The sequence below is a fragment of the Microbacterium sp. NPDC097977 genome, assembly GCF_040302605.1.
Taxonomy (GTDB): domain Bacteria; phylum Actinomycetota; class Actinomycetes; order Actinomycetales; family Microbacteriaceae; genus Microbacterium.
This window is the reverse complement of the sequence record NZ_JBEOUR010000072.1, coordinates 1-16,808: the sequence shown is the minus strand read 5'-3', so window position 1 is coordinate 16,808 and position 16,808 is coordinate 1. Positions and strand designations below refer to the sequence as shown.

Genomic DNA, 16,808 nt, shown 5'->3' with positions numbered 1-16,808 from the left:
GGTATCGCCGCGGAAGGCGCGCAGCAGCTGGAGGCGATCATCCAGGACCTCTCCGACCAGATGCTGGCGGCTGCATCCGAGCTCAAGTTCGAGCTGGCCGGGCGCCTGCGCGACGAGGTTCAGGACATGAAGAAGGAGCTGCGTGCCATGGAGAAGGCCGGGCACGCCTGATCCCGAGGAGGCGATGATGGACGCGTCAGGAGACGAGCTCGCCGACCGCGTGCGAGCGCTGCTGACCCTCGACGGCGAGGTCGAGGAGAAGCGGATGTTCGGCACCCGCGCGTTCCTGCTCGACGGTCACATCCTGGTCGGGGCGCGCAAAGGGGGCGTCCTCCTCGTACGCGTCGACGAAGAGAACGGGGCCGCCCTCATCACACGCCCCGGCGTCGCCACCGCGGTGATGGGCCCTCGCACCATGGGGACCGGGTGGCTCGATGTCTCACCCGCAGCGCTCACCACAGACGACGAGCTGGCGTTCTGGCTCGACGTCGCTCGAGAGGATGCCGCGGGCAGCGAGCACTGACGCCGCGGCGCTCAGGGGCAGTGCATCATGGTGCGCGGACCGGAGCGGTCGATCTCGTGGTCGTTCATGGGTGCACCGCAGAGCGGGCAGGCGCGCTCTGCTCTCTCCTCCGCGCTCGGCGGCGGAGTCTTCTCGTACGGGCCCACGGACGCCGGGCCGGCGAACCGGATGAGGTTCGTGTTGATCCACGCGTAGAGCCCACCGGCCGCGCGGATGCGCGTTCGAAGGGATGGGTGGTCAGCGGAGCGTGCCATGTTCCTTAGTGTACTAACTATTAGTGTCGTTGTATAGTCGGATCGTGACCGCGACGGATGATCTGCTCAAGCTGGACAACCAACTCTGCTTCGCGCTGGTGACCGCCGCCCGCAACGTCGTCGGCATCTATCGGCCGATCCTCGAGCCGCTCGGACTCACGCATCCGCAGTACCTCGTCATGCTCGCCCTCTGGGAGCGGGCGCCACGGCAGCTCAGCGATCTCGCGGCCGATCTCGCCCTCGAGCCCGCCACCGCATCGCCTCTGGTCAAGCGCCTCGAAGCAGACGGGCTGGTCGCCCGGCAGCGCAGCGCGGAGGACGAACGGCGCCTCGACATCACCCTCACGGACGCCGGCCGTGCGCTCCGCGAGCGCGCGCTCGACGTTCCGCGTCAGGTCATGGCGGCCGTGGGAATGGACCTCGGGCAGATCGCGACCCTGCGCGACGGACTCTCCGCCTTCGCGGGGCGCCGCTCGACCACGGAGTGACCGCGTCATAGGGTGTGGGCATGCCGAGTGACCGCCCGACAGTCGATGCGCGTCGAGCTGGTCGTCGGCTCGGACTCGTGAGCGCGGTCACCGTGCTCTTCGTCATCGTGATGATCGCCGCCGCGATCCAGGGGGCGCCGACATTCCGTCCGTCTGAGCCTGTGCCGTCCCCGTCGGTGCGGCCGATTCCGCCGACGATGCCGGGACAGACGGGCGTCCCGGAGGACATCGAGATCGACCCCGCGAGCTCCACAGTGCTGCAGGTGTCCGCCGCGATCCTGATGCTCCTCGTGGCCGCCGGCCTCATCGTGCTCCTCGCGATCATCGCCCGTGCGCTGCTGCGGGCATGGCGCGACAGGCCCACGCGGAGGCGTGAGGGAGCCGAGGTCGCCGCCGAGGTGGGCGATGTCGCCGCGGTTCCCGAACCGCAGATCGTGGTCGACGCCATCCGGCGCGGTATCGCCGGGGCGCTGCAGGCGATCGACGAACGCGCGGTGCCCACGGATGCCGTCATCGCGGCGTGGGTCGGCCTGGAGGAGAGCGCGGCGGATGCGGGGGTGGCACGCGCTCCGAGCGAGACGCCGGCCGAATTCGCGCTCAGGATCATCACGCGACGCTCCGGCATCGAGGCGGAGGCATCCGAGCTGCTGACGCTGTTCGAGCGCGTGCGCTTCGGCGCCCACGAGGCCACCGAGCCGGAGAGGAACGCGGCGCGCTCCGCGCTCCGCCGGATCGAGGAGGTGTGGCGATGACGTGGGGACGCACCGTCCTGGCCGCGGCGGCCACGGTGATCGCCGCGCTGGTGCTCACCGGTTTCGGATTCACCGTGCCCTTCGCGATCGGGTGGGGTCTTCTCGTGGGGGCACTCGCTCTTCTCGCCCAGCTCGCGGTGCCGCTCGAACCGAGCGTCGACGCCCCGCACATCGCGGTGGAACCCGATCGCAGACCGACCGAGATCTCCCGCATGGCCTGGGCGCTGAACACCCACACGGGGCTCGCCGGTACGCAGATCACACGCCGAGTGCGGGAGATTCTCCGACAGCGGCTGCAGCGCCGGGGCGCAGACCCGACGGACCCCGCGAATCGGCCGGAGGTCATCGCGCTGATCGGCCCCGACCTGTGGGATCGACTGGAGGGGCCGGGGACCACCATCGTCGACATCGAGCGAGCGCTCGACGCGATCGACGCGCTGAGCCCCGGGCCGTCCGCAGAGATCACGACACCACCACCAGACGCTCCGCCCTCATCGACGGGCCGTGCGTCGCTGTTCCCGAGACACAGGAGATGACATGACGACATCCGCCGAGATCGCCGAGGCCGGCGCTCGAATCCTGACCGCCGTGCGCACCGTCGTCGTCGGGATGGACGACCCGCTCGAGATCGCGCTCGCCTCGATCCTGGCCGGCGGGCACGTGCTGTTCGAAGACGTGCCGGGGCTCGGCAAGACCCTCGCGGCCCGCAGCCTCGCCTCGGCGCTGGGGCTGTCGTTCCGTCGGCTCCAGTGCACTCCGGACATGCTCCCCGGCGACGTCACAGGGTCGTACGTGTACGCGCCGGACTCCTCGGACTTCGTCTTCCGACCCGGACCGATCTTCACCGGTCTCCTTCTGGCCGACGAGATCAACCGCACGACGCCGAAGACCCAGTCGGCGATGCTCGAGGCGATGGCGGAGCGGCAGGTCACCGTCGAGGGCAACAGCTTCGCGCTGCCCGCGCCGTTCCATGTGATCGCCACCTCGAACCCGATCGAGTACGAGGGCACCTACGCGCTCCCCGAGGCGCAGCTCGACAGATTCATGGTCAGGCTCTCCGTGGGGTATCCGGATGTCTCGGGGGAGGCGCGCATTCTGCAGAACCGGGTGCGCAGACGGCAGGAGGCCACGCATGTCGCGCCCGTCATCGACGCCGAGTGTCTCGTCGAGCTGCAGGCGGCGGTCGAGGCCATCCACGTCGACGAGGACATCGCGCGCTACTGCGTCGAGATCGCGCGCACGACGCGGACGGCGCCGAACGTCGAGGTCGGGGCCTCCCCACGCGGCTCACTCGGCCTGCTGCTGCTCGGCCGCGCCCTTGCCGCGCTGGACGGTCGGGATTTCGTGCGACCGGATGACATCAAGCGGATCGCCGTGCCCGTGCTCGCCCACCGCCTCACGCTGACACCGCAGGCCTGGGCTCAGGGGGCGTCGGCCGCCGACGTCGTGCGAGCGGTCGTCGACCAGGTGCCGGTTCCGCCGACGGTGCGGGAGCGCGTGTGACGAGACCATCGATGCCCGGGTGCTGGAGCCCGGCGCCGGCCCTCGCGATCGCCGGCTCGATCGTGCTCGCCGTCCTCGGACTGCTGTTCTCACGTCCTGACGTCGTCGCCATGGGGCTCCCCCTCGCGCTGTGGAGCGCCCTCGCCCTCGGACGGGGGACCTCGGGCGTCGGGGCCGAGCCGAGCGTGACACCGGGTCCCCGCGCAGACGGGCAACTGCACACCGAGATCTCGGTCGAGAGCGACGCCGAGATGGTCGAGCTGTTCGTCGTGCTCTCGGAACGCAGAAGCCGACGCGCGATCGTTCCCGGGTCCGATGCCGCGGTCCTCGCACGGAGCCGCGTCCTCCATTCGGGCCCCGCGCTCCCCGTGCAGGTCTCGGCGCGCGGTCTCTCGCTCGACGGTGCCGCGCTCTCGGGGTCGTCCGAGGTCGTCCGCAGCAGACGACAGGTGGCTCCGACTCCTCGCGCCGTCGGGATGCTGCCGCTGCCGAGACGGCTGACCGGTCTGCACGGCTCGCACGAGGGGCGACGCCCGGGGCAGGGCGGAGACTTCCGCGACATCCATGCGTTCGCGCCCGGAGACGAGCTGCGTCGCGTCGACTGGCGCGCGACGGCGCGGATGGCACGGAGACCGGGGGATCTGCTCGTACGGCGCACCCACACGCTCAGCGACGCGTCCGTGGTGATCGCGATGGACACCTCGGAGGACCTCGGCGAGGTGGTCGCGTCGTGGGGCAGCGGAGACTTCGAACGCAGCGGTGTGACGTCGCTCGACAACGCCCGAGAGGCCGCTCGGGCACTCTCCGGCGCCGCCATCGACGCCGGCGACCGCGTCGCCCTGCACGTGCTCGCGCACGGTGGGCGCTCGCTGCGCAGCGGTGGGGGATCTCGCCATCTGGCACGTCTCGAGGCGGCGATCGCGGCGACGGGGCAGGCACGCGACGACGCGGCGTTCCGCAGGACTCCGCACGTCCCGCACGGCTCGGTGGTCCTCGTGCTGTCCACGTTCTTCCAGGGGGCCGCCGCGCAGACCGCGCTGATGTGGCGCGCGAGCGGTCACCGCGTCGTCGCGATCGACGTTCTGCCGCGGCTCGATCGCTCGCGTCTGCGTCGTCCTCAGCTCATCGGTCTGCGGACGGTGCTGGCGGAGAGGGAGAACGTGTTCGCCGACCTGCACGGGGCGGGCGTCGACGTGGTCCCGTGGGCGGAGGATCCCTCATCCGCCCTCCGCGAGATCGCGAGGGCCAGGAGATGAGAGCGCAGAACGACACCCTGCAGACCGCGCCCGCCGTCTCCTGGATCGCGGTGCGGATCGCGCTGGTCGCGGTCGTCGCTGTCGGCGCGTTCGTGCTCAATCCGCTCGTCGGGTGGCAGTGGGTCGCCGTCATCCTGGCGGTGACCGCCGCGGTGCTCCCGCAGACCTTCGCCGCGTGGGGTGGAGCGGCATGCATCGTCATCGGGATGCTCCTGTCCGAGCCGGACGTCGGTCGCGCGATGCTCGCCGTGCTCGTCGTGCATGCGATCCACATCCTGACATCGCTGACACTCGTGATCCCGGGCGGGACGAGGGTCGTGCTCGCCGCACTGCGCCCGACGGCCATCCGCTTCGTCCTGGTGCAGGCGATCGCGCAGCCGCTGACGATCGCCGTCATGCTCGGCGTCGACGGTGTCCGGGGCACCGCGCCGTGGGCGATCGTCGCCGGCGGCGTTGCGGTCGCCGCGGCCGCGGTGCTGCTTCTGCGGAGCGCGGGCCCGAGCACGGGCCGGAGCGCGACGGCGGACCGGCGAGGCGGGTGAGCACCTTTCTGTGAGCCCTCACGGAGCCAATGTCCGTGGCCCCTCGTAGACTTGATCAGTGCCTATCGTCCCGGTTGCAACCCCAGGAAAACTCAGTGTTCGCGGTGCCCGCGTCCACAATCTCAAGAACGTCGACATCGACATCCCCCGCGACTCTCTCGTCGTGTTCACCGGCCTGTCCGGATCGGGAAAGTCCAGTCTCGCGTTCGACACGATCTTCGCCGAAGGGCAGCGCCGCTACGTCGAATCGCTGAGCGCCTATGCGCGGCAGTTCCTCGGCCAGGTCGACCGCCCCGACGTCGATTTCATCGAGGGGCTGAGCCCCGCGGTGTCGATCGACCAGAAGTCGACCAACCGCAACCCGCGGTCGACCGTCGGCACGATCACCGAGATCTACGACTACATGCGTCTGCTGTGGGCGCGCATCGGCATCCCGCACTGCCCGGAATGCGGTGAACGCATCCAGCGGCAGACCGTGCAGCAGATCGCCGACCAGCTCATGGAGCTCCCCGAGCGCACCCGCTATCAGATCGTCGCGCCCATCGTCTCGCAGAAGAAGGGCGAGTTCGTCGACCTCTTCCGCGAGCTCGGTGCGAAGGGCTACTCCCGGGCGATCGTCGACGGCGATCTCGTCCAGCTGGCCGAGCCGCCCACGCTGAAGAAGAGCTACAAGCACGACATCGCCGTGGTCGTCGACCGCCTCGTCGCGGCCGACGACATCCTGGGCCGGGTCACGGACTCCGTCGAGACCGCGCTCGGCCTCGCGGGCGGTGTCGTGCAGGTGAACTTCGTCGACGAAGAGGGCGACGACGCCTGGCAGTCCTTCTCCGAGAAGCTCGCGTGCCCGAACGGCCACGCCCTCTCGCTCACCGAGATCGAGCCCCGCACGTTCTCGTTCAACGCGCCGTTCGGCGCCTGCCCCGCCTGCTCGGGTCTCGGCACCCGCATGTCGGTGGACATCGACCTGATGCTCGGCGACGAGGAGCTCTCCATCCGCGAGGGCGCGATCGTCCCGTGGACCACGCAAGGCAAGGGTCTCTTCCAGTACTACGAGCGTCTGCTCGAGGGGCTGGCCGACGATCTCAAGTTCTCGCTCGACACCCCGTGGCAGGATCTCCGCGTCGACGTGCAGGACGCGATCCTGCGTGGTGACAACTACAAGGTCACCGTCAAGTTCAAGAACCGGTACGGCCGCGAGATGCGGTACGCCTCGGGCTTCGAGGGCGTCGTCCCCTACATCGAACGTCAGTACGCGCAGGCCGAGTCCGACACGCAGCGTGCACGGTGGGGCGAATACCTGCGCGAGGTGCCGTGTCCCGTGTGCGACGGAAACCGCCTCAAGCCCGAGGTCCTCGCCGTCCAGGTGCACGGGCACTCCATCGCCGAGGTGTCGCACCTGAGCCTCTCCGACGCCCGCGCATTCATGGAGACCCTCTCCCTGACCGACCGCGAGGCGAAGATCGCGGCCCAGGTGCTCCGCGAGATCCGGCTCCGCCTCGACTTCCTGCTGCAGGTCGGTCTGTCCTATCTCAACCTCAGTCGTGCGGCGGGCTCGCTCTCCGGTGGTGAGGCGCAGCGCATCCGTCTGGCCACGCAGATCGGGTCGGGTCTCACCGGCGTGCTCTACGTGCTCGACGAGCCCTCCATCGGGCTGCATCAGCGCGACAACCGTCGACTGATCGACACGCTGCTCAAGCTGCGCGACCTCGGCAACACGCTCATCGTCGTCGAGCACGACGAAGAGACCATCGAGGCGGCCGACTGGGTCGTCGACATCGGACCCGGTGCGGGCGTGAACGGCGGCGACGTCGTGCACTCGGGCCCGTACTCGGCGCTCCTCAGCGAGCCGGCCTCGATGACGGGGGAGTACCTCTCCGGACGTCGAGAGATCCCCACGCCGAAGAAGCGGCGCAAGCTCGACAAGAAGCGGATGCTGAGTGTCGTCGGCGCGCGGGAGAACAACCTCAAGAACGTGAACGTCAACTTCCCGCTCGGGGTGCTGACCGCGGTCACCGGCGTCTCCGGTTCGGGAAAGTCGTCCCTCGTGAACGACATCCTCTACCAGGTGCTCGCCTCGCGTCTCAACGGCGCACGCACGGTGCCGGGCAAGCACACCCGCGTCTCCGGACTCGACAACCTCGACAAGGTCGTGCACGTCGATCAGGCCCCGATCGGTCGTACCCCGCGCTCGAACCCGGCCACCTACACGGGAGTGTTCGATCGCATCCGCTCGCTGTTCAGCGACACCCCCGAGGCGAAGGTGCGCGGCTACCAGCCCGGCCGCTTCAGCTTCAACGTCAAGGGCGGACGCTGCGAGGCCTGCTCGGGCGACGGGACGATCAAGATCGAGATGAACTTCCTGCCCGACGTCTACGTCGACTGCGAGGTCTGCCACGGCAAGCGCTACAACCGCGACACGCTGTCGGTGCATTACAAGGGCAAGAACATCGCCGAGGTCCTCGAGATGCCGATCGCCGAAGCCGCGGAGTTCTTCGAGCCGATCCAGGCGATCCACCGCTACATGAAGACCCTCGTCGACGTCGGTCTCGGGTACGTGCGTCTGGGGCAGTCGGCCACCACGCTCTCGGGAGGCGAGGCGCAGCGCGTGAAGCTCGCCACCGAGCTCCAGCGCCGCAGCAACGGTCGCAGCATCTACGTGCTCGACGAGCCGACGACGGGCCTGCACTTCGAAGACGTGCGCAAGCTGCTCGAGGTGCTGAACGGGCTCGTCGACAAGGGCAACACCGTCATCGTCATCGAGCACAACCTCGACGTGATCAAGTCCGCGGACTGGGTCATCGATCTCGGCCCCGAGGGTGGTTCGGGCGGTGGTGAGATCCTGGCCACCGGCACCCCTGAGCAGATCGCGCGGGTCGAGGAGAGCCACACCGGCCAGTTCCTCGCCGAGATCCTGAATGAGGGGCGCGCCGCGAAGAAGGCCAGCTGATGGCCGACGTACTCGCATACAAGCCGAGGCCGGGGGAGATCCCGACCAACCCCGGCGTGTATCGGTTCCGTGATGCCGACGGACGGGTGCTGTACGTCGGCAAGGCCAAGAACCTCCGCCAGCGTCTGTCGAACTACTTCGCCCCGCTGCGCACGCTGCATGAGCGCACGCGGCGCATGGTGACCACGGCGGCGTCGGTGGAGTGGACCGTCGTGCCGACGGACGTCGATTCGCTGCAGCTGGAGTACATGTGGATCAAGGAGTTCGATCCGCCCTTCAACGTCCGGTACAAGGATGACAAGTCCTACCCGTTCATGGCCGTCACCCTCGGAGACGAAGCACCCCGCGTCATCGTCACCAGGAACCGCAAGATCCCCGGTGCCCGCTACTTCGGCCCCTACCCCAAGGTCTGGGCGGTGCACGAGACGATCGACCTCATGGTCAAGGCGTTCCCGATCCGCACCTGCAGTGACTCCAGCTACAAGCGCGCCATGCAGACGGGGAGGCCGTGCTTCCCCGGTCAGATCGGCAAGTGCGGCGGCCCCTGCTCGATGACGGTGACGATCGCCGAGCACCGGGCCATGGTCGACGACTTCGTGGCCTTCATGTCCGGCGGCGACGAGAGGTTCACACGCGAGCTGACCACCCGGATGCTGGCGGCATCCGCCGCCATGGACTACGAGGCCGCCGCGAAGTACCGCGACAAGCTCACCGCCATCGAGGCCGTGCTCGGCAAGAGCGCGCTGGTGCTGGCATCCGATGAGGATGCCGATCTCTTCGGCATCGCCGAAGACGAGCTGGCCGCCGCAGTGCAGCACTTCGTGATCCGCGGTGGGCGGGTGCGCGGTGTCCGCGCCCTCACCATCGAGAAGGAGATCGACATCTCGGGCGCCGACCTGGTCGACCAGGTCCTGCAGCGCGCCTACGGTGACGCGCAGGACGTGCCGCGGCGCATCATCGTCCCGTCCCTTCCCGACGACGCAGCGGAACTCGAGGTGTGGCTGCGCGAGCGCCGCGGCAAGAAGGTCGAGATCGCCGTCGCTCAGCGCGGTCAACGCGCCGATCTCATGCGCACGGCGACGCTCAATGCGCAACAGGCGCTCATCCGCTACAAGACGCGGCGCACCAGCGACTACGTCGCGCGGACCCAGGCGCTCACCGACCTGCAGGACGCACTGGGCATGAGCGAGGCACCGCTGCGCATCGAGTGCTTCGACATCTCCCACCTCGGCGGGACCAACGTCGTCGCCTCAATGGTCGTCTTCGAAGACGGGCTGCCGCGCAAAGACCAGTACCGCTCGTTCAACATCCCCGAGACGACCGACGACACGGACTCGATGTACCAGGTGCTGCGTCGACGACTCGCCTATCTCGACCGCCCCGACGAGGCCGATGACCGCCTGCCGACGGTGCCGCCCGCTGTGCCGGTCTCGGGCGAGATCGACCTCGACGCCGAGGTCGTCGAGGTCAAGCGCAAGCCGCGTTTCGCCTATCCGCCACAGCTGCTGCTCGTCGACGGCGGGCAGCCGCAGGTGGAGGCCGCCGCTCGCGCCCTGCGCGACGCCGGACACACCGAGATCGCTGTGTGCGGTATCGCGAAGCGTCTCGAGGAGATCTGGCTTCCGGGGGAGGACTTCCCGGTGATCCTGCCTCGCACCAGCGAGTCGCTCTACCTGCTGCAGCGGCTGCGAGACGAGGCGCACCGCTTCGCGATCACGCATCAGCGCAAGCGACGCAGGAACGACATCTCCTCCGTGCTGTCCGAGGTTCCCGGCCTCGGCGCATCGCGGATCAAGGTCCTGCTCAAGCACTTCGGCTCCGTGACCGCACTCCGTTCCGCCGCACCGAGCGAGATCGAAGAGGTGCAGGGGATCGGGCCGGTGCTCGCCCAGAACATCCACACCCATCTCTCCACTCGCTAGGCTGGTACCGGCGGGGGGAGAGGGAGACACGATGGCTGACGGGGACAAGGGCGAGTTCCTCATCGTCACGGGCATGTCGGGCGCCGGGCGCACGACGGTCGCGAACGCGCTCGAGGACCTCGGGTGGTACGTCGTCGACAACCTCCCGCCGCAGATCCTGCGTCCACTGCTCGACCTCACGGACATGGGCGGAACGGCCCTTCCGAAGGTGGCGGCCGTCGTCGACGTCCGTGGCCGGAACCTCTTCGACGACTTCCCCGGTGTCGCCAGAGCGCTGCGTTCACGTGGATCCGTCAGGGTGCTGTTCCTCGATGCCTCCGACGACGTGCTCGTCAGACGCTTCGAGTCCGTGCGGCGACCGCATCCGCTCCAGGGCGACGGCACGCTGCTCGACGGCATCCGCATCGAACGCCAGCGGCTCGCCCCGATCAGGGAATCCGCGGATCTGGTGATCGACACCTCCGCCCTCAACATCCATCAGCTCGCCACCCAGGTGTCCGACCTGTTCGCCGAGGAGGGCGCCGCGCGGCACCGCGTCACGCTGATGAGCTTCGGGTTCAAGTACGGTCTGCCGACCGATGTCGACCTCGTGGCCGACATGCGCTTCCTGCCCAACCCGTTCTGGAACGAGGAACTGCGCGGCCTCACCGGCAAGGACGAGCCGGTCCGGGACTACGTGCTCTCGAGAGAGGGAGCAGCCGAGTTCCTCGAGGCGTACACGGCCGCGCTCACTCCCGTGCTCGAGGGATACCAGCGCGAGAACAAGAGCCATTCGACCGTCGCGATCGGCTGCACCGGTGGCAAGCACCGTTCGGTCGCCATGGTCGAGGAGTTCTCCCGCCGCCTCGCCTCGGTGCCGGGAGTCGCCGTGAACGTGCGCCATCGGGACCTCGGCAGGGAATAGCAGGAGCCTCCGTCAGAGTAGGCTGGAGGTTTGCGCCGCGATCCGGCGCGTGAGCGTAGAGGAGTGTCGTGGCACTAACGACCGACGTCAAGGCTGAGCTGGTCAGCATCCGTAATGCACCCCCGACGGTGCGCGTCGCGGAGGTCACATCGATCCTCCGGTTCGCCGGCGGACTGCATTCCATCGCCGGGCGGGTCGCCGTCGAGGCCGAGGTGGATGCCGAGATCCTCGCGCAGCGTGTCGCTCGCGATCTCGCCGAGATCTACGGTGTCCGGCCGGAGATCGCCCAGGTGCAGTCGAGCACGTCCAACGACGGCGCCCGCTGGGCCGTCCGGGTGATCGCCTCGGGTGAGACCCTCGCCCGTCAGACGGGACTGCTCGACCAGCGTCGCCGCCCCGTCCGCGGGCTGCCCAACCGGCTGACGACCGGATCTCGTGCCGAGATCGCCGGCCTGTGGCGCGGCGCCTTCCTCGCCGCCGGAACGCTCAGCGAGCCCGGCAGGTCGGCCATGCTCGAGGTGGCGTGCCCGTCGTCCGAGGCGGCGATGGCCCTGGTCGGTGCCGCACACCGGCTGGGCGTTGCCGCCAAGGCTCGAGAGGTCCGCGGCATGCCGCGGGTGGTCGTGCGCGAGGGCGAGGCGATCCGCACCATCCTCAGTGAGATGGGGGCGCAGAAGACCGCGGTGACGTGGGAGGAGATGCGCCAGCGGCGCGAAGTGCGCGCGGGCGTGAACCGCCTCGTCAACTTCGACGACGCGAACCTGCGACGCTCGGCTCAGGCGGCGGTCGCGGCGTGCGCGCGCGTGGAGCGCGCGCTCGAGATCCTCGCCGACGAGGTGCCCGACCATCTGAAGGTCGCCGGTGAGCTGCGTCTCGCACACCGCGACGCGAGCCTCGACGAGCTGGGCCACCACGCCGATCCGCCGATGACCAAGGACGCCGTGGCCGGTCGCATCCGTCGTCTGCTCGCGATGGCCGACAAGCGCGCGCAGCAGGAGGGCATCCCGGGCACCGAGGCGGCCGTGCCCGCAGGGCTGGACGTCTGACGCCAGTCGGTTCTGACACACACGAGGCGACCCCGTTCGGGGTCGCCTCGTGTCGTCATCCGACGGAAGGATCCGGGACACTCGAGCGTTGTCGTCGGTAGGATGAGTTACGTCCGCTCCACGCCGCACATCGGCGGCGCGGAGGACCGGCAAGCGCCGCGGCGCGGCGCGGATTGGATGAAAGCGACATGGCGACATACACGCTCCCCGACCTTCCCTACGACTTCGCAGCCCTCGAGCCGCACATCAGCGGCAAGATCATGGAGCTGCACCATGACAAGCACCACGCGACCTACGTCGCCGGCGCGAACACGGCGCTCGAGGGTCTCGCCGAGGCGCGCGAGAGCGGAAACCTCGCGAACGTGAACAAGCTCGAGAAAGACCTCGCGTTCAACCTCGGCGGTCACGTCAACCACTCCATCTTCTGGACGAACCTCTCCCCGAACGGCGGCGGCGAGCCCGAGGGCGAGCTGAAGGCGGCGATCGACGAGTTCTTCGGCTCCTTCGAGAAGTTCCAGGCGCACTTCACCGCCAACGCGCTCGGCATCCAGGGCTCGGGCTGGTCGGTGCTCAGCTGGGACTCGATCGGTCAGCGACTGATCATCCAGCAGCTGTTCGACCAGCAGTCGAACACCGCGCAGGGCACGGTGCCGCTGTTCCAGCTCGACATGTGGGAGCACGCCTTCTACCTCGACTACCTGAACGTCAAGGCCGACTACGTCAAGGCCGCGTGGAACATCGCGAACTGGGAGAACGTCGCTCAGCGCCTCGAGGTGGCCCGCGAGAAGACGAACGGCCTGCTGGTACTGTCGTAATCGGGTCGCGTCCCGACGGGCCTTGTCTCGTCGGGACGCCATCTCAGCCAAAAAACCCCGCGCATCGCGTACGCACTTTTGCCGCGCACCGCGCACGAGAAACAGGGAGACCTGAGTGTCTGTCAAGATCGGTATCAACGGCTTCGGCCGTATCGGGCGCAACTACTTCCGCGCGGCTCTCGCGCAGGGAGCGGACATCGAGATCGTCGCGGTCAACGACCTCACCGATAACAAGACCCTTGCCCACCTTCTGAAGTACGACTCCGTCGGTGGCGTCCTCGATGCTGACATCAGCTTCGACGACGAGAGCATCACGGTCAACGGCAAGGCCATCAAGGCGTTCGCGGAGCGCGACCCCGCCAACCTCCCCTGGGGTGAGCTGGGAGTCGACATCGTCATCGAGTCGACCGGCTTCTTCACCAAGGCGGACCTGGCCAAGAAGCACATCGAGGCCGGCGCGAAGAAGGTCCTCATCTCGGCTCCGGGCACCGGCGTCGACGGCACGTTCGTCATGGGCGTGAACGAGGACACGTACAACCCGGAGACGCATCACATCATCTCCAACGCGTCGTGCACCACCAACTGCCTCGCCCCGCTGGCGCAGGTCTTCAACGACGCGTTCGGCATCGACCGCGGCTTCATGATGACCGCTCACGCCTACACGGCCGACCAGAACCTCCAGGACGGCCCGCACAGCGACCTGCGTCGCGCACGTGCCGCAGCGATCAACATCACCCCGGCCTCGACCGGCGCGGCGAAGGCCATCGGCGAGGTCCTCCCCGAGCTGCAGGGCAAGCTCAGCGGCTCGTCGTACCGCGTTCCGGTTCCCACCGGTTCGATCGTCGACCTGACGCTGATCACCGACCGCGAGAACCTCACGGTCGACGAGGTCAACGAGGCGTACAAGAAGGCTGCGGCCGACGGCCGTCTCGCCGGCTTCCTGCAGTACAACGAAGACCAGATCGTCTCGAGCGACATCGTGCACAACCCGCACTCGTCGATCTTCGACTCGACGCTGACCAACGTCAGCGGCAACCTGGTCAAGGTCTCCAGCTGGTACGACAACGAGTGGGGCTACTCCAACCGTCTCGTCGACCTGACCGAGTACGTGGCAGAGCGTCTCTGAGACACCTCCCATGACTCTGCGCACCCTGGATTCACTGGGTTCGCTCGAGGGCACGCGCGTCATCGTCCGTTGTGATCTCAACGTCCCGCTCCGGGACGGGATCATCACGGACGATGGCCGTGTCCGCGCCTCGCTGCCTACCCTCAACGCACTGATCAACGCGGGTGCCCGCGTGGTCGTGTGCTCGCACCTCGGACGCCCCGACGGGGCGCCCGACCCCCAGTACAGCCTCGCCCCGGTCGCCCAGCGGCTGTCCGAGCTGCTCGGCAAGCCGGTCGCGTTCGCGCGCGACACCGTCGGCGAGTCCGCGCACGAGGCCGTCTCCTCGCTCGAGGACGGCGGCGTCGTCGTCATCGAGAACCTGCGCTTCAACCCGGGGGAGACCTCGAAGGACGACGCGGAGCGCGGGGCCTTCGCGGCCCAGCTCGCCGAGCTCGGCGATGTGCTGGTCTCCGACGGATTCGGCGTGGTCCACCGCAAGCAGGCGAGCGTCTACGACCTCGCCGAGCTGCTGCCCTCGGCAGCCGGACTCCTCATCGCGACCGAGCTCGACGTGCTGGATCGTCTCACCGAGAACCCGGAGCGCCCGTACGCGGTCGTGCTCGGCGGATCGAAGGTGAGCGACAAGCTCGGAGTGATCTCGCATCTGCTGCCTCGCGTGGATCGCATCCTCGTCGGCGGCGGGATGCTGTTCACCTTCCTGAAGGCGCAGGGCCACGCCGTGGCCTCCAGCCTCCTCGAAGAGGATCAGCTCGACACCGTGCGCGGATACATCGCGGAGGCGAAGGAGCGCGGCGTGGAGCTCGTGCTTCCCACCGACGTCATCGTCGCCTCCTCGTTCTCGGCCGACGCCGAGCACGAGGTGACGGCTGCCGATGCCATCGAGAGCACCGCGTTCGGCGCCTCCGGCATCGGCCTCGACATCGGTCCGGAGACCGCCGCGCGGTTCGCCGACGTGATCCGCGGGTCAAAGACCGTGTTCTGGAACGGCCCGATGGGCGTGTTCGAGTTCCCGGCGTTCGCGGGCGGCACCAAAGCCGTCGCGCAGTCGCTCACCGAGGTCGACGGCCTCAGCGTCGTCGGCGGCGGAGATTCGGCCGCGGCCGTTCGTCAGCTCGGCTTCACCGACGACCAGTTCGGTCACATCTCGACCGGTGGCGGCGCCAGCCTCGAGTTCCTCGAGGGCAAGAAACTACCCGGCCTGGAGGTGCTCGGATGGGTGTGAACAGCCGTACCCCGCTGATCGCGGGAAACTGGAAGATGAACCTCGACCACCTGCAGGCGGTCGCCTTCGTGCAGAAGCTGCACTGGACGCTCAAGGACGCCAAGCACGAGGACGGCTCGGTCGAGGTCGCGGTGTTCCCGCCCTTCACCGACATCCGCAGCGTGCAGACGCTGATCGACGCCGACAAGATCCCGTTCGCCCTCGGCGCGCAGGACATCTCGGCGCACGACTCCGGTGCCTACACCGGCGAGGTGTCGGGTGCATTCCTCGCGAAGCTCGACACGAAGTACGTGATCATCGGGCACTCGGAGCGCCGTGAGTATCACGCCGAGTCCGACGAGATCGTCGCCGCGAAGACGAAGGCCGCGCTGAAGAACGGACTCTCGCCCGTCATCTGCGTGGGCGAGACGGCGGAGGACCTGGAGAAGTTCGGCGCCAGCGCGGTGCCGGCCGGTCAGCTCGAGGTCGCACTGCGGGGGCTGCCCAAGGATGCGGACATCGTCGTGGCGTACGAGCCGGTCTGGGCCATCGGCTCGGGACAGGCGGCGACGCCGCAGCAGGCGCAGGACGTCTGCGCCGCGCTGCGCACCGTCATCGCCACGGTGCTGGGAGACGACGCTGCCGCGCGCACCCGCATCCTCTACGGCGGATCGGTCAAGGCAGCGAACATCGCCAGCTTCATGCGTGAGCCCGATGTCGATGGTGCACTCGTCGGAGGCGCGAGCCTCGTGGTCGACGAATTCGCCGCGATCATCCGCTTCGAGAAGCACGTAGGCGTGTGAGTGTGGCGGGGCTGCGGCCCCGCCACACCGTATACTTGACCGTTACCGGGGCAGACCTGCCCCAGCGAAAGGCTCTCTCCTCGTGGATATTCTCGAGTTCGTCCTGCAGGTGGTGCTGGGTATCACCAGCGTCCTGCTGACTCTCCTCATCCTGCTCCACAAGGGTCGCGGCGGCGGCCTGTCGGACATGTTCGGCGGCGGCATGTCGTCGGCCGTCGGGTCGTCGGGTCTCGCAGAGCGCAACCTCAACCGCTTCACGGTCATCCTCGCTCTCGCGTGGTTCGTGGCGATCGTCGCGCTCGGTCTCATCACGAAGTTCGAGGTAATCTGATGGCTACTGGCGGCAACGCGATCCGAGGGACCCGTGTCGGTTCCGGCCCGATGGGCGAGCAGGATCACGGGTATCACGCAGATCGCATCCGCGTGTCCTACTGGGACGGTCTCGGCAACGAGACCGTGCGGTTCTTCGCGGCGGGGCTTCCCGAAGAGGAGATCCCCGAGACGATCGACCACCCGCAGTCCGGTCTGCCGGCCGGTCGCGACAAGGCGAACCCGCCCGCGCTCGCGAAGCCGGAGCCCTACAAGACGCACCTCGCCTACGTGAAGGAGCGCCGTACCGACGAAGAGGCCGTCCAGCTTCTCGAGGACGCGCTCACGCAGCTGCGCGAGCGTCGGGGTCAGTGACCTCGACCTGATCATACGAAGAAGCCGCCGCGATCCGAT

19 protein-coding genes are annotated in these 16,808 nt (G+C 68.5%); 18 read left to right on the top strand and 1 reads right to left on the bottom strand.

The genetic code is table 11. The annotated features are described in order from the left end of the window. Both ABTZ43_RS14220 and ABTZ43_RS14215 read left to right on the top strand, forming a co-directional pair. On the top strand, window positions 1-171 hold a 171-nt coding region (locus ABTZ43_RS14220), incomplete at its 5' end, for a UvrB/UvrC motif-containing protein (RefSeq protein WP_350539297.1). 16 nt (window positions 172-187) lie between these two features. After that, a complete protein-coding gene (locus ABTZ43_RS14215) occupies window positions 188-523 on the top strand; it encodes a TfoX/Sxy family protein (protein WP_350539296.1) in 336 nt (111 codons plus the stop codon). 11 nt (window positions 524-534) lie between these two features. On the opposite strand, the gene ABTZ43_RS14210 is transcribed toward ABTZ43_RS14215, so the two are convergent. Then, window positions 535-777: a hypothetical protein gene (locus ABTZ43_RS14210; protein ID WP_350539295.1), complete on the bottom strand. Its 243-nt coding sequence runs from the start codon at window positions 775-777 to the stop codon at window positions 535-537. Window positions 778-821: 44 nt separating this feature from the next. Between ABTZ43_RS14210 and ABTZ43_RS14205 the strand changes: the two genes are divergently transcribed. The 16 genes from ABTZ43_RS14205 to ABTZ43_RS14130 all read left to right on the top strand — a co-directional run bounded on the left by ABTZ43_RS14205 (window position 822) and on the right by ABTZ43_RS14130 (window position 16,769). Further along, entirely contained in the window at window positions 822-1,265 is a 444-nt protein-coding gene (locus tag ABTZ43_RS14205) for a MarR family winged helix-turn-helix transcriptional regulator (RefSeq protein ID WP_056418467.1), read from the top strand. A 77-nt stretch (window positions 1,266-1,342) separates the two neighbouring features. Next, window positions 1,343-2,017: a DUF4129 domain-containing protein gene (locus ABTZ43_RS14200; RefSeq protein ID WP_350539294.1), complete on the top strand. Its 675-nt coding sequence runs from the start codon at window positions 1,343-1,345 to the stop codon at window positions 2,015-2,017. Next, entirely contained in the window at window positions 2,014-2,553 is a 540-nt protein-coding gene (locus tag ABTZ43_RS14195) for a hypothetical protein (protein ID WP_350539293.1), read from the top strand. Before ABTZ43_RS14200 ends, ABTZ43_RS14195 begins: the two co-directional genes overlap by 4 nt. A gap of 1 nt (window position 2,554) precedes the next feature. Continuing rightward, complete coding sequence (locus ABTZ43_RS14190; protein ID WP_350539292.1) at window positions 2,555-3,520, top strand: AAA family ATPase; 966 nt, start codon at window positions 2,555-2,557, stop codon at window positions 3,518-3,520. A gap of 11 nt (window positions 3,521-3,531) precedes the next feature. After that, window positions 3,532-4,776, top strand: coding sequence for a DUF58 domain-containing protein (locus ABTZ43_RS14185; RefSeq protein WP_350539291.1), 1,245 nt, complete (start codon window positions 3,532-3,534; stop codon window positions 4,774-4,776). Then, window positions 4,773-5,318 (top strand): hypothetical protein, encoded by a 546-nt coding sequence (locus ABTZ43_RS14180; protein ID WP_350539290.1) that lies wholly within the window; start codon window positions 4,773-4,775, stop codon window positions 5,316-5,318. The genes ABTZ43_RS14185 and ABTZ43_RS14180 overlap by 4 nt, the downstream gene beginning before the upstream one ends. Before the next feature lie 58 nt (window positions 5,319-5,376). Continuing rightward, on the top strand, window positions 5,377-8,265 hold the full coding sequence (uvrA, locus tag ABTZ43_RS14175; protein WP_056418452.1) for an excinuclease ABC subunit UvrA: 2,889 nt from the start codon (window positions 5,377-5,379) through the stop codon (window positions 8,263-8,265). Next, complete coding sequence (uvrC, locus tag ABTZ43_RS14170; protein WP_056418448.1) at window positions 8,265-10,187, top strand: excinuclease ABC subunit UvrC; 1,923 nt, start codon at window positions 8,265-8,267, stop codon at window positions 10,185-10,187. The genes uvrA and uvrC overlap by 1 nt, the downstream gene beginning before the upstream one ends. 31 nt (window positions 10,188-10,218) lie before the next feature. Further along, window positions 10,219-11,091, top strand: a complete 873-nt coding sequence (gene rapZ, locus ABTZ43_RS14165; RefSeq protein WP_056418444.1) for an RNase adapter RapZ — start codon at window positions 10,219-10,221, stop codon at window positions 11,089-11,091. A 68-nt stretch (window positions 11,092-11,159) separates the two neighbouring features. After that, window positions 11,160-12,137, top strand: a complete 978-nt coding sequence (gene whiA, locus ABTZ43_RS14160) for a DNA-binding protein WhiA (RefSeq protein ID WP_045253778.1) — start codon at window positions 11,160-11,162, stop codon at window positions 12,135-12,137. A gap of 188 nt (window positions 12,138-12,325) precedes the next feature. After that, window positions 12,326-12,952 (top strand): superoxide dismutase, encoded by a 627-nt coding sequence (locus ABTZ43_RS14155; protein ID WP_045253779.1) that lies wholly within the window; start codon window positions 12,326-12,328, stop codon window positions 12,950-12,952. Between the two features lie 115 nt (window positions 12,953-13,067). Then, a complete protein-coding gene (gene gap, locus ABTZ43_RS14150) occupies window positions 13,068-14,078 on the top strand; it encodes a type I glyceraldehyde-3-phosphate dehydrogenase (RefSeq protein ID WP_056418441.1) in 1,011 nt (336 codons plus the stop codon). Between the two features lie 10 nt (window positions 14,079-14,088). Beyond that, the gene (locus tag ABTZ43_RS14145; RefSeq protein WP_149422774.1) at window positions 14,089-15,303 is read left to right on the top strand and encodes a phosphoglycerate kinase; all 1,215 of its coding nucleotides are present in this window, start codon (window positions 14,089-14,091) and stop codon (window positions 15,301-15,303) included. After that, window positions 15,294-16,085: a triose-phosphate isomerase gene (gene tpiA, locus ABTZ43_RS14140; protein ID WP_056418435.1), complete on the top strand. Its 792-nt coding sequence runs from the start codon at window positions 15,294-15,296 to the stop codon at window positions 16,083-16,085. The genes ABTZ43_RS14145 and tpiA overlap by 10 nt, the downstream gene beginning before the upstream one ends. A gap of 82 nt (window positions 16,086-16,167) precedes the next feature. Beyond that, window positions 16,168-16,416 carry a preprotein translocase subunit SecG gene (gene secG, locus ABTZ43_RS14135; protein ID WP_045253783.1) on the top strand — a complete coding sequence of 83 codons (249 nt, stop codon included), beginning with the start codon at window positions 16,168-16,170 and terminating at the stop codon, window positions 16,414-16,416. Beyond that, window positions 16,416-16,769 carry an RNA polymerase-binding protein RbpA gene (locus tag ABTZ43_RS14130; protein WP_056418432.1) on the top strand — a complete coding sequence of 118 codons (354 nt, stop codon included), beginning with the start codon at window positions 16,416-16,418 and terminating at the stop codon, window positions 16,767-16,769. Before secG ends, ABTZ43_RS14130 begins: the two co-directional genes overlap by 1 nt. Window positions 16,770-16,808: the final 39 nt, after the last annotated feature.

What these genes read in the sequence shown, in the direction of transcription:
- ABTZ43_RS14195 (WP_350539293.1), top strand. Translation starts at nt 2,014, where the DNA reads ATGACGTGGGGACGCACCGTCCTGGCCGCGGCGGCCACGGTGATCGCC.
- ABTZ43_RS14185 (WP_350539291.1), top strand. Translation starts at nt 3,532, where the DNA reads ATGCCCGGGTGCTGGAGCCCGGCGCCGGCCCTCGCGATCGCCGGCTCG.
- ABTZ43_RS14190 (WP_350539292.1), top strand. Translation starts at nt 2,555, where the DNA reads ATGACGACATCCGCCGAGATCGCCGAGGCCGGCGCTCGAATCCTGACC.
- ABTZ43_RS14215 (WP_350539296.1), top strand. Translation starts at nt 188, where the DNA reads ATGGACGCGTCAGGAGACGAGCTCGCCGACCGCGTGCGAGCGCTGCTG.
- ABTZ43_RS14210 (WP_350539295.1), bottom strand. Translation starts at nt 777, where the DNA reads ATGGCACGCTCCGCTGACCACCCATCCCTTCGAACGCGCATCCGCGCG.
- ABTZ43_RS14155 (WP_045253779.1), top strand. Translation starts at nt 12,326, where the DNA reads ATGGCGACATACACGCTCCCCGACCTTCCCTACGACTTCGCAGCCCTC.
- tpiA (WP_056418435.1), top strand. Translation starts at nt 15,294, where the DNA reads ATGGGTGTGAACAGCCGTACCCCGCTGATCGCGGGAAACTGGAAGATG.
- rapZ (WP_056418444.1), top strand. Translation starts at nt 10,219, where the DNA reads ATGGCTGACGGGGACAAGGGCGAGTTCCTCATCGTCACGGGCATGTCG.
- ABTZ43_RS14180 (WP_350539290.1), top strand. Translation starts at nt 4,773, where the DNA reads ATGAGAGCGCAGAACGACACCCTGCAGACCGCGCCCGCCGTCTCCTGG.
- ABTZ43_RS14145 (WP_149422774.1), top strand. Translation starts at nt 14,089, where the DNA reads ATGACTCTGCGCACCCTGGATTCACTGGGTTCGCTCGAGGGCACGCGC.
- uvrC (WP_056418448.1), top strand. Translation starts at nt 8,265, where the DNA reads ATGGCCGACGTACTCGCATACAAGCCGAGGCCGGGGGAGATCCCGACC.
- ABTZ43_RS14130 (WP_056418432.1), top strand. Translation starts at nt 16,416, where the DNA reads ATGGCTACTGGCGGCAACGCGATCCGAGGGACCCGTGTCGGTTCCGGC.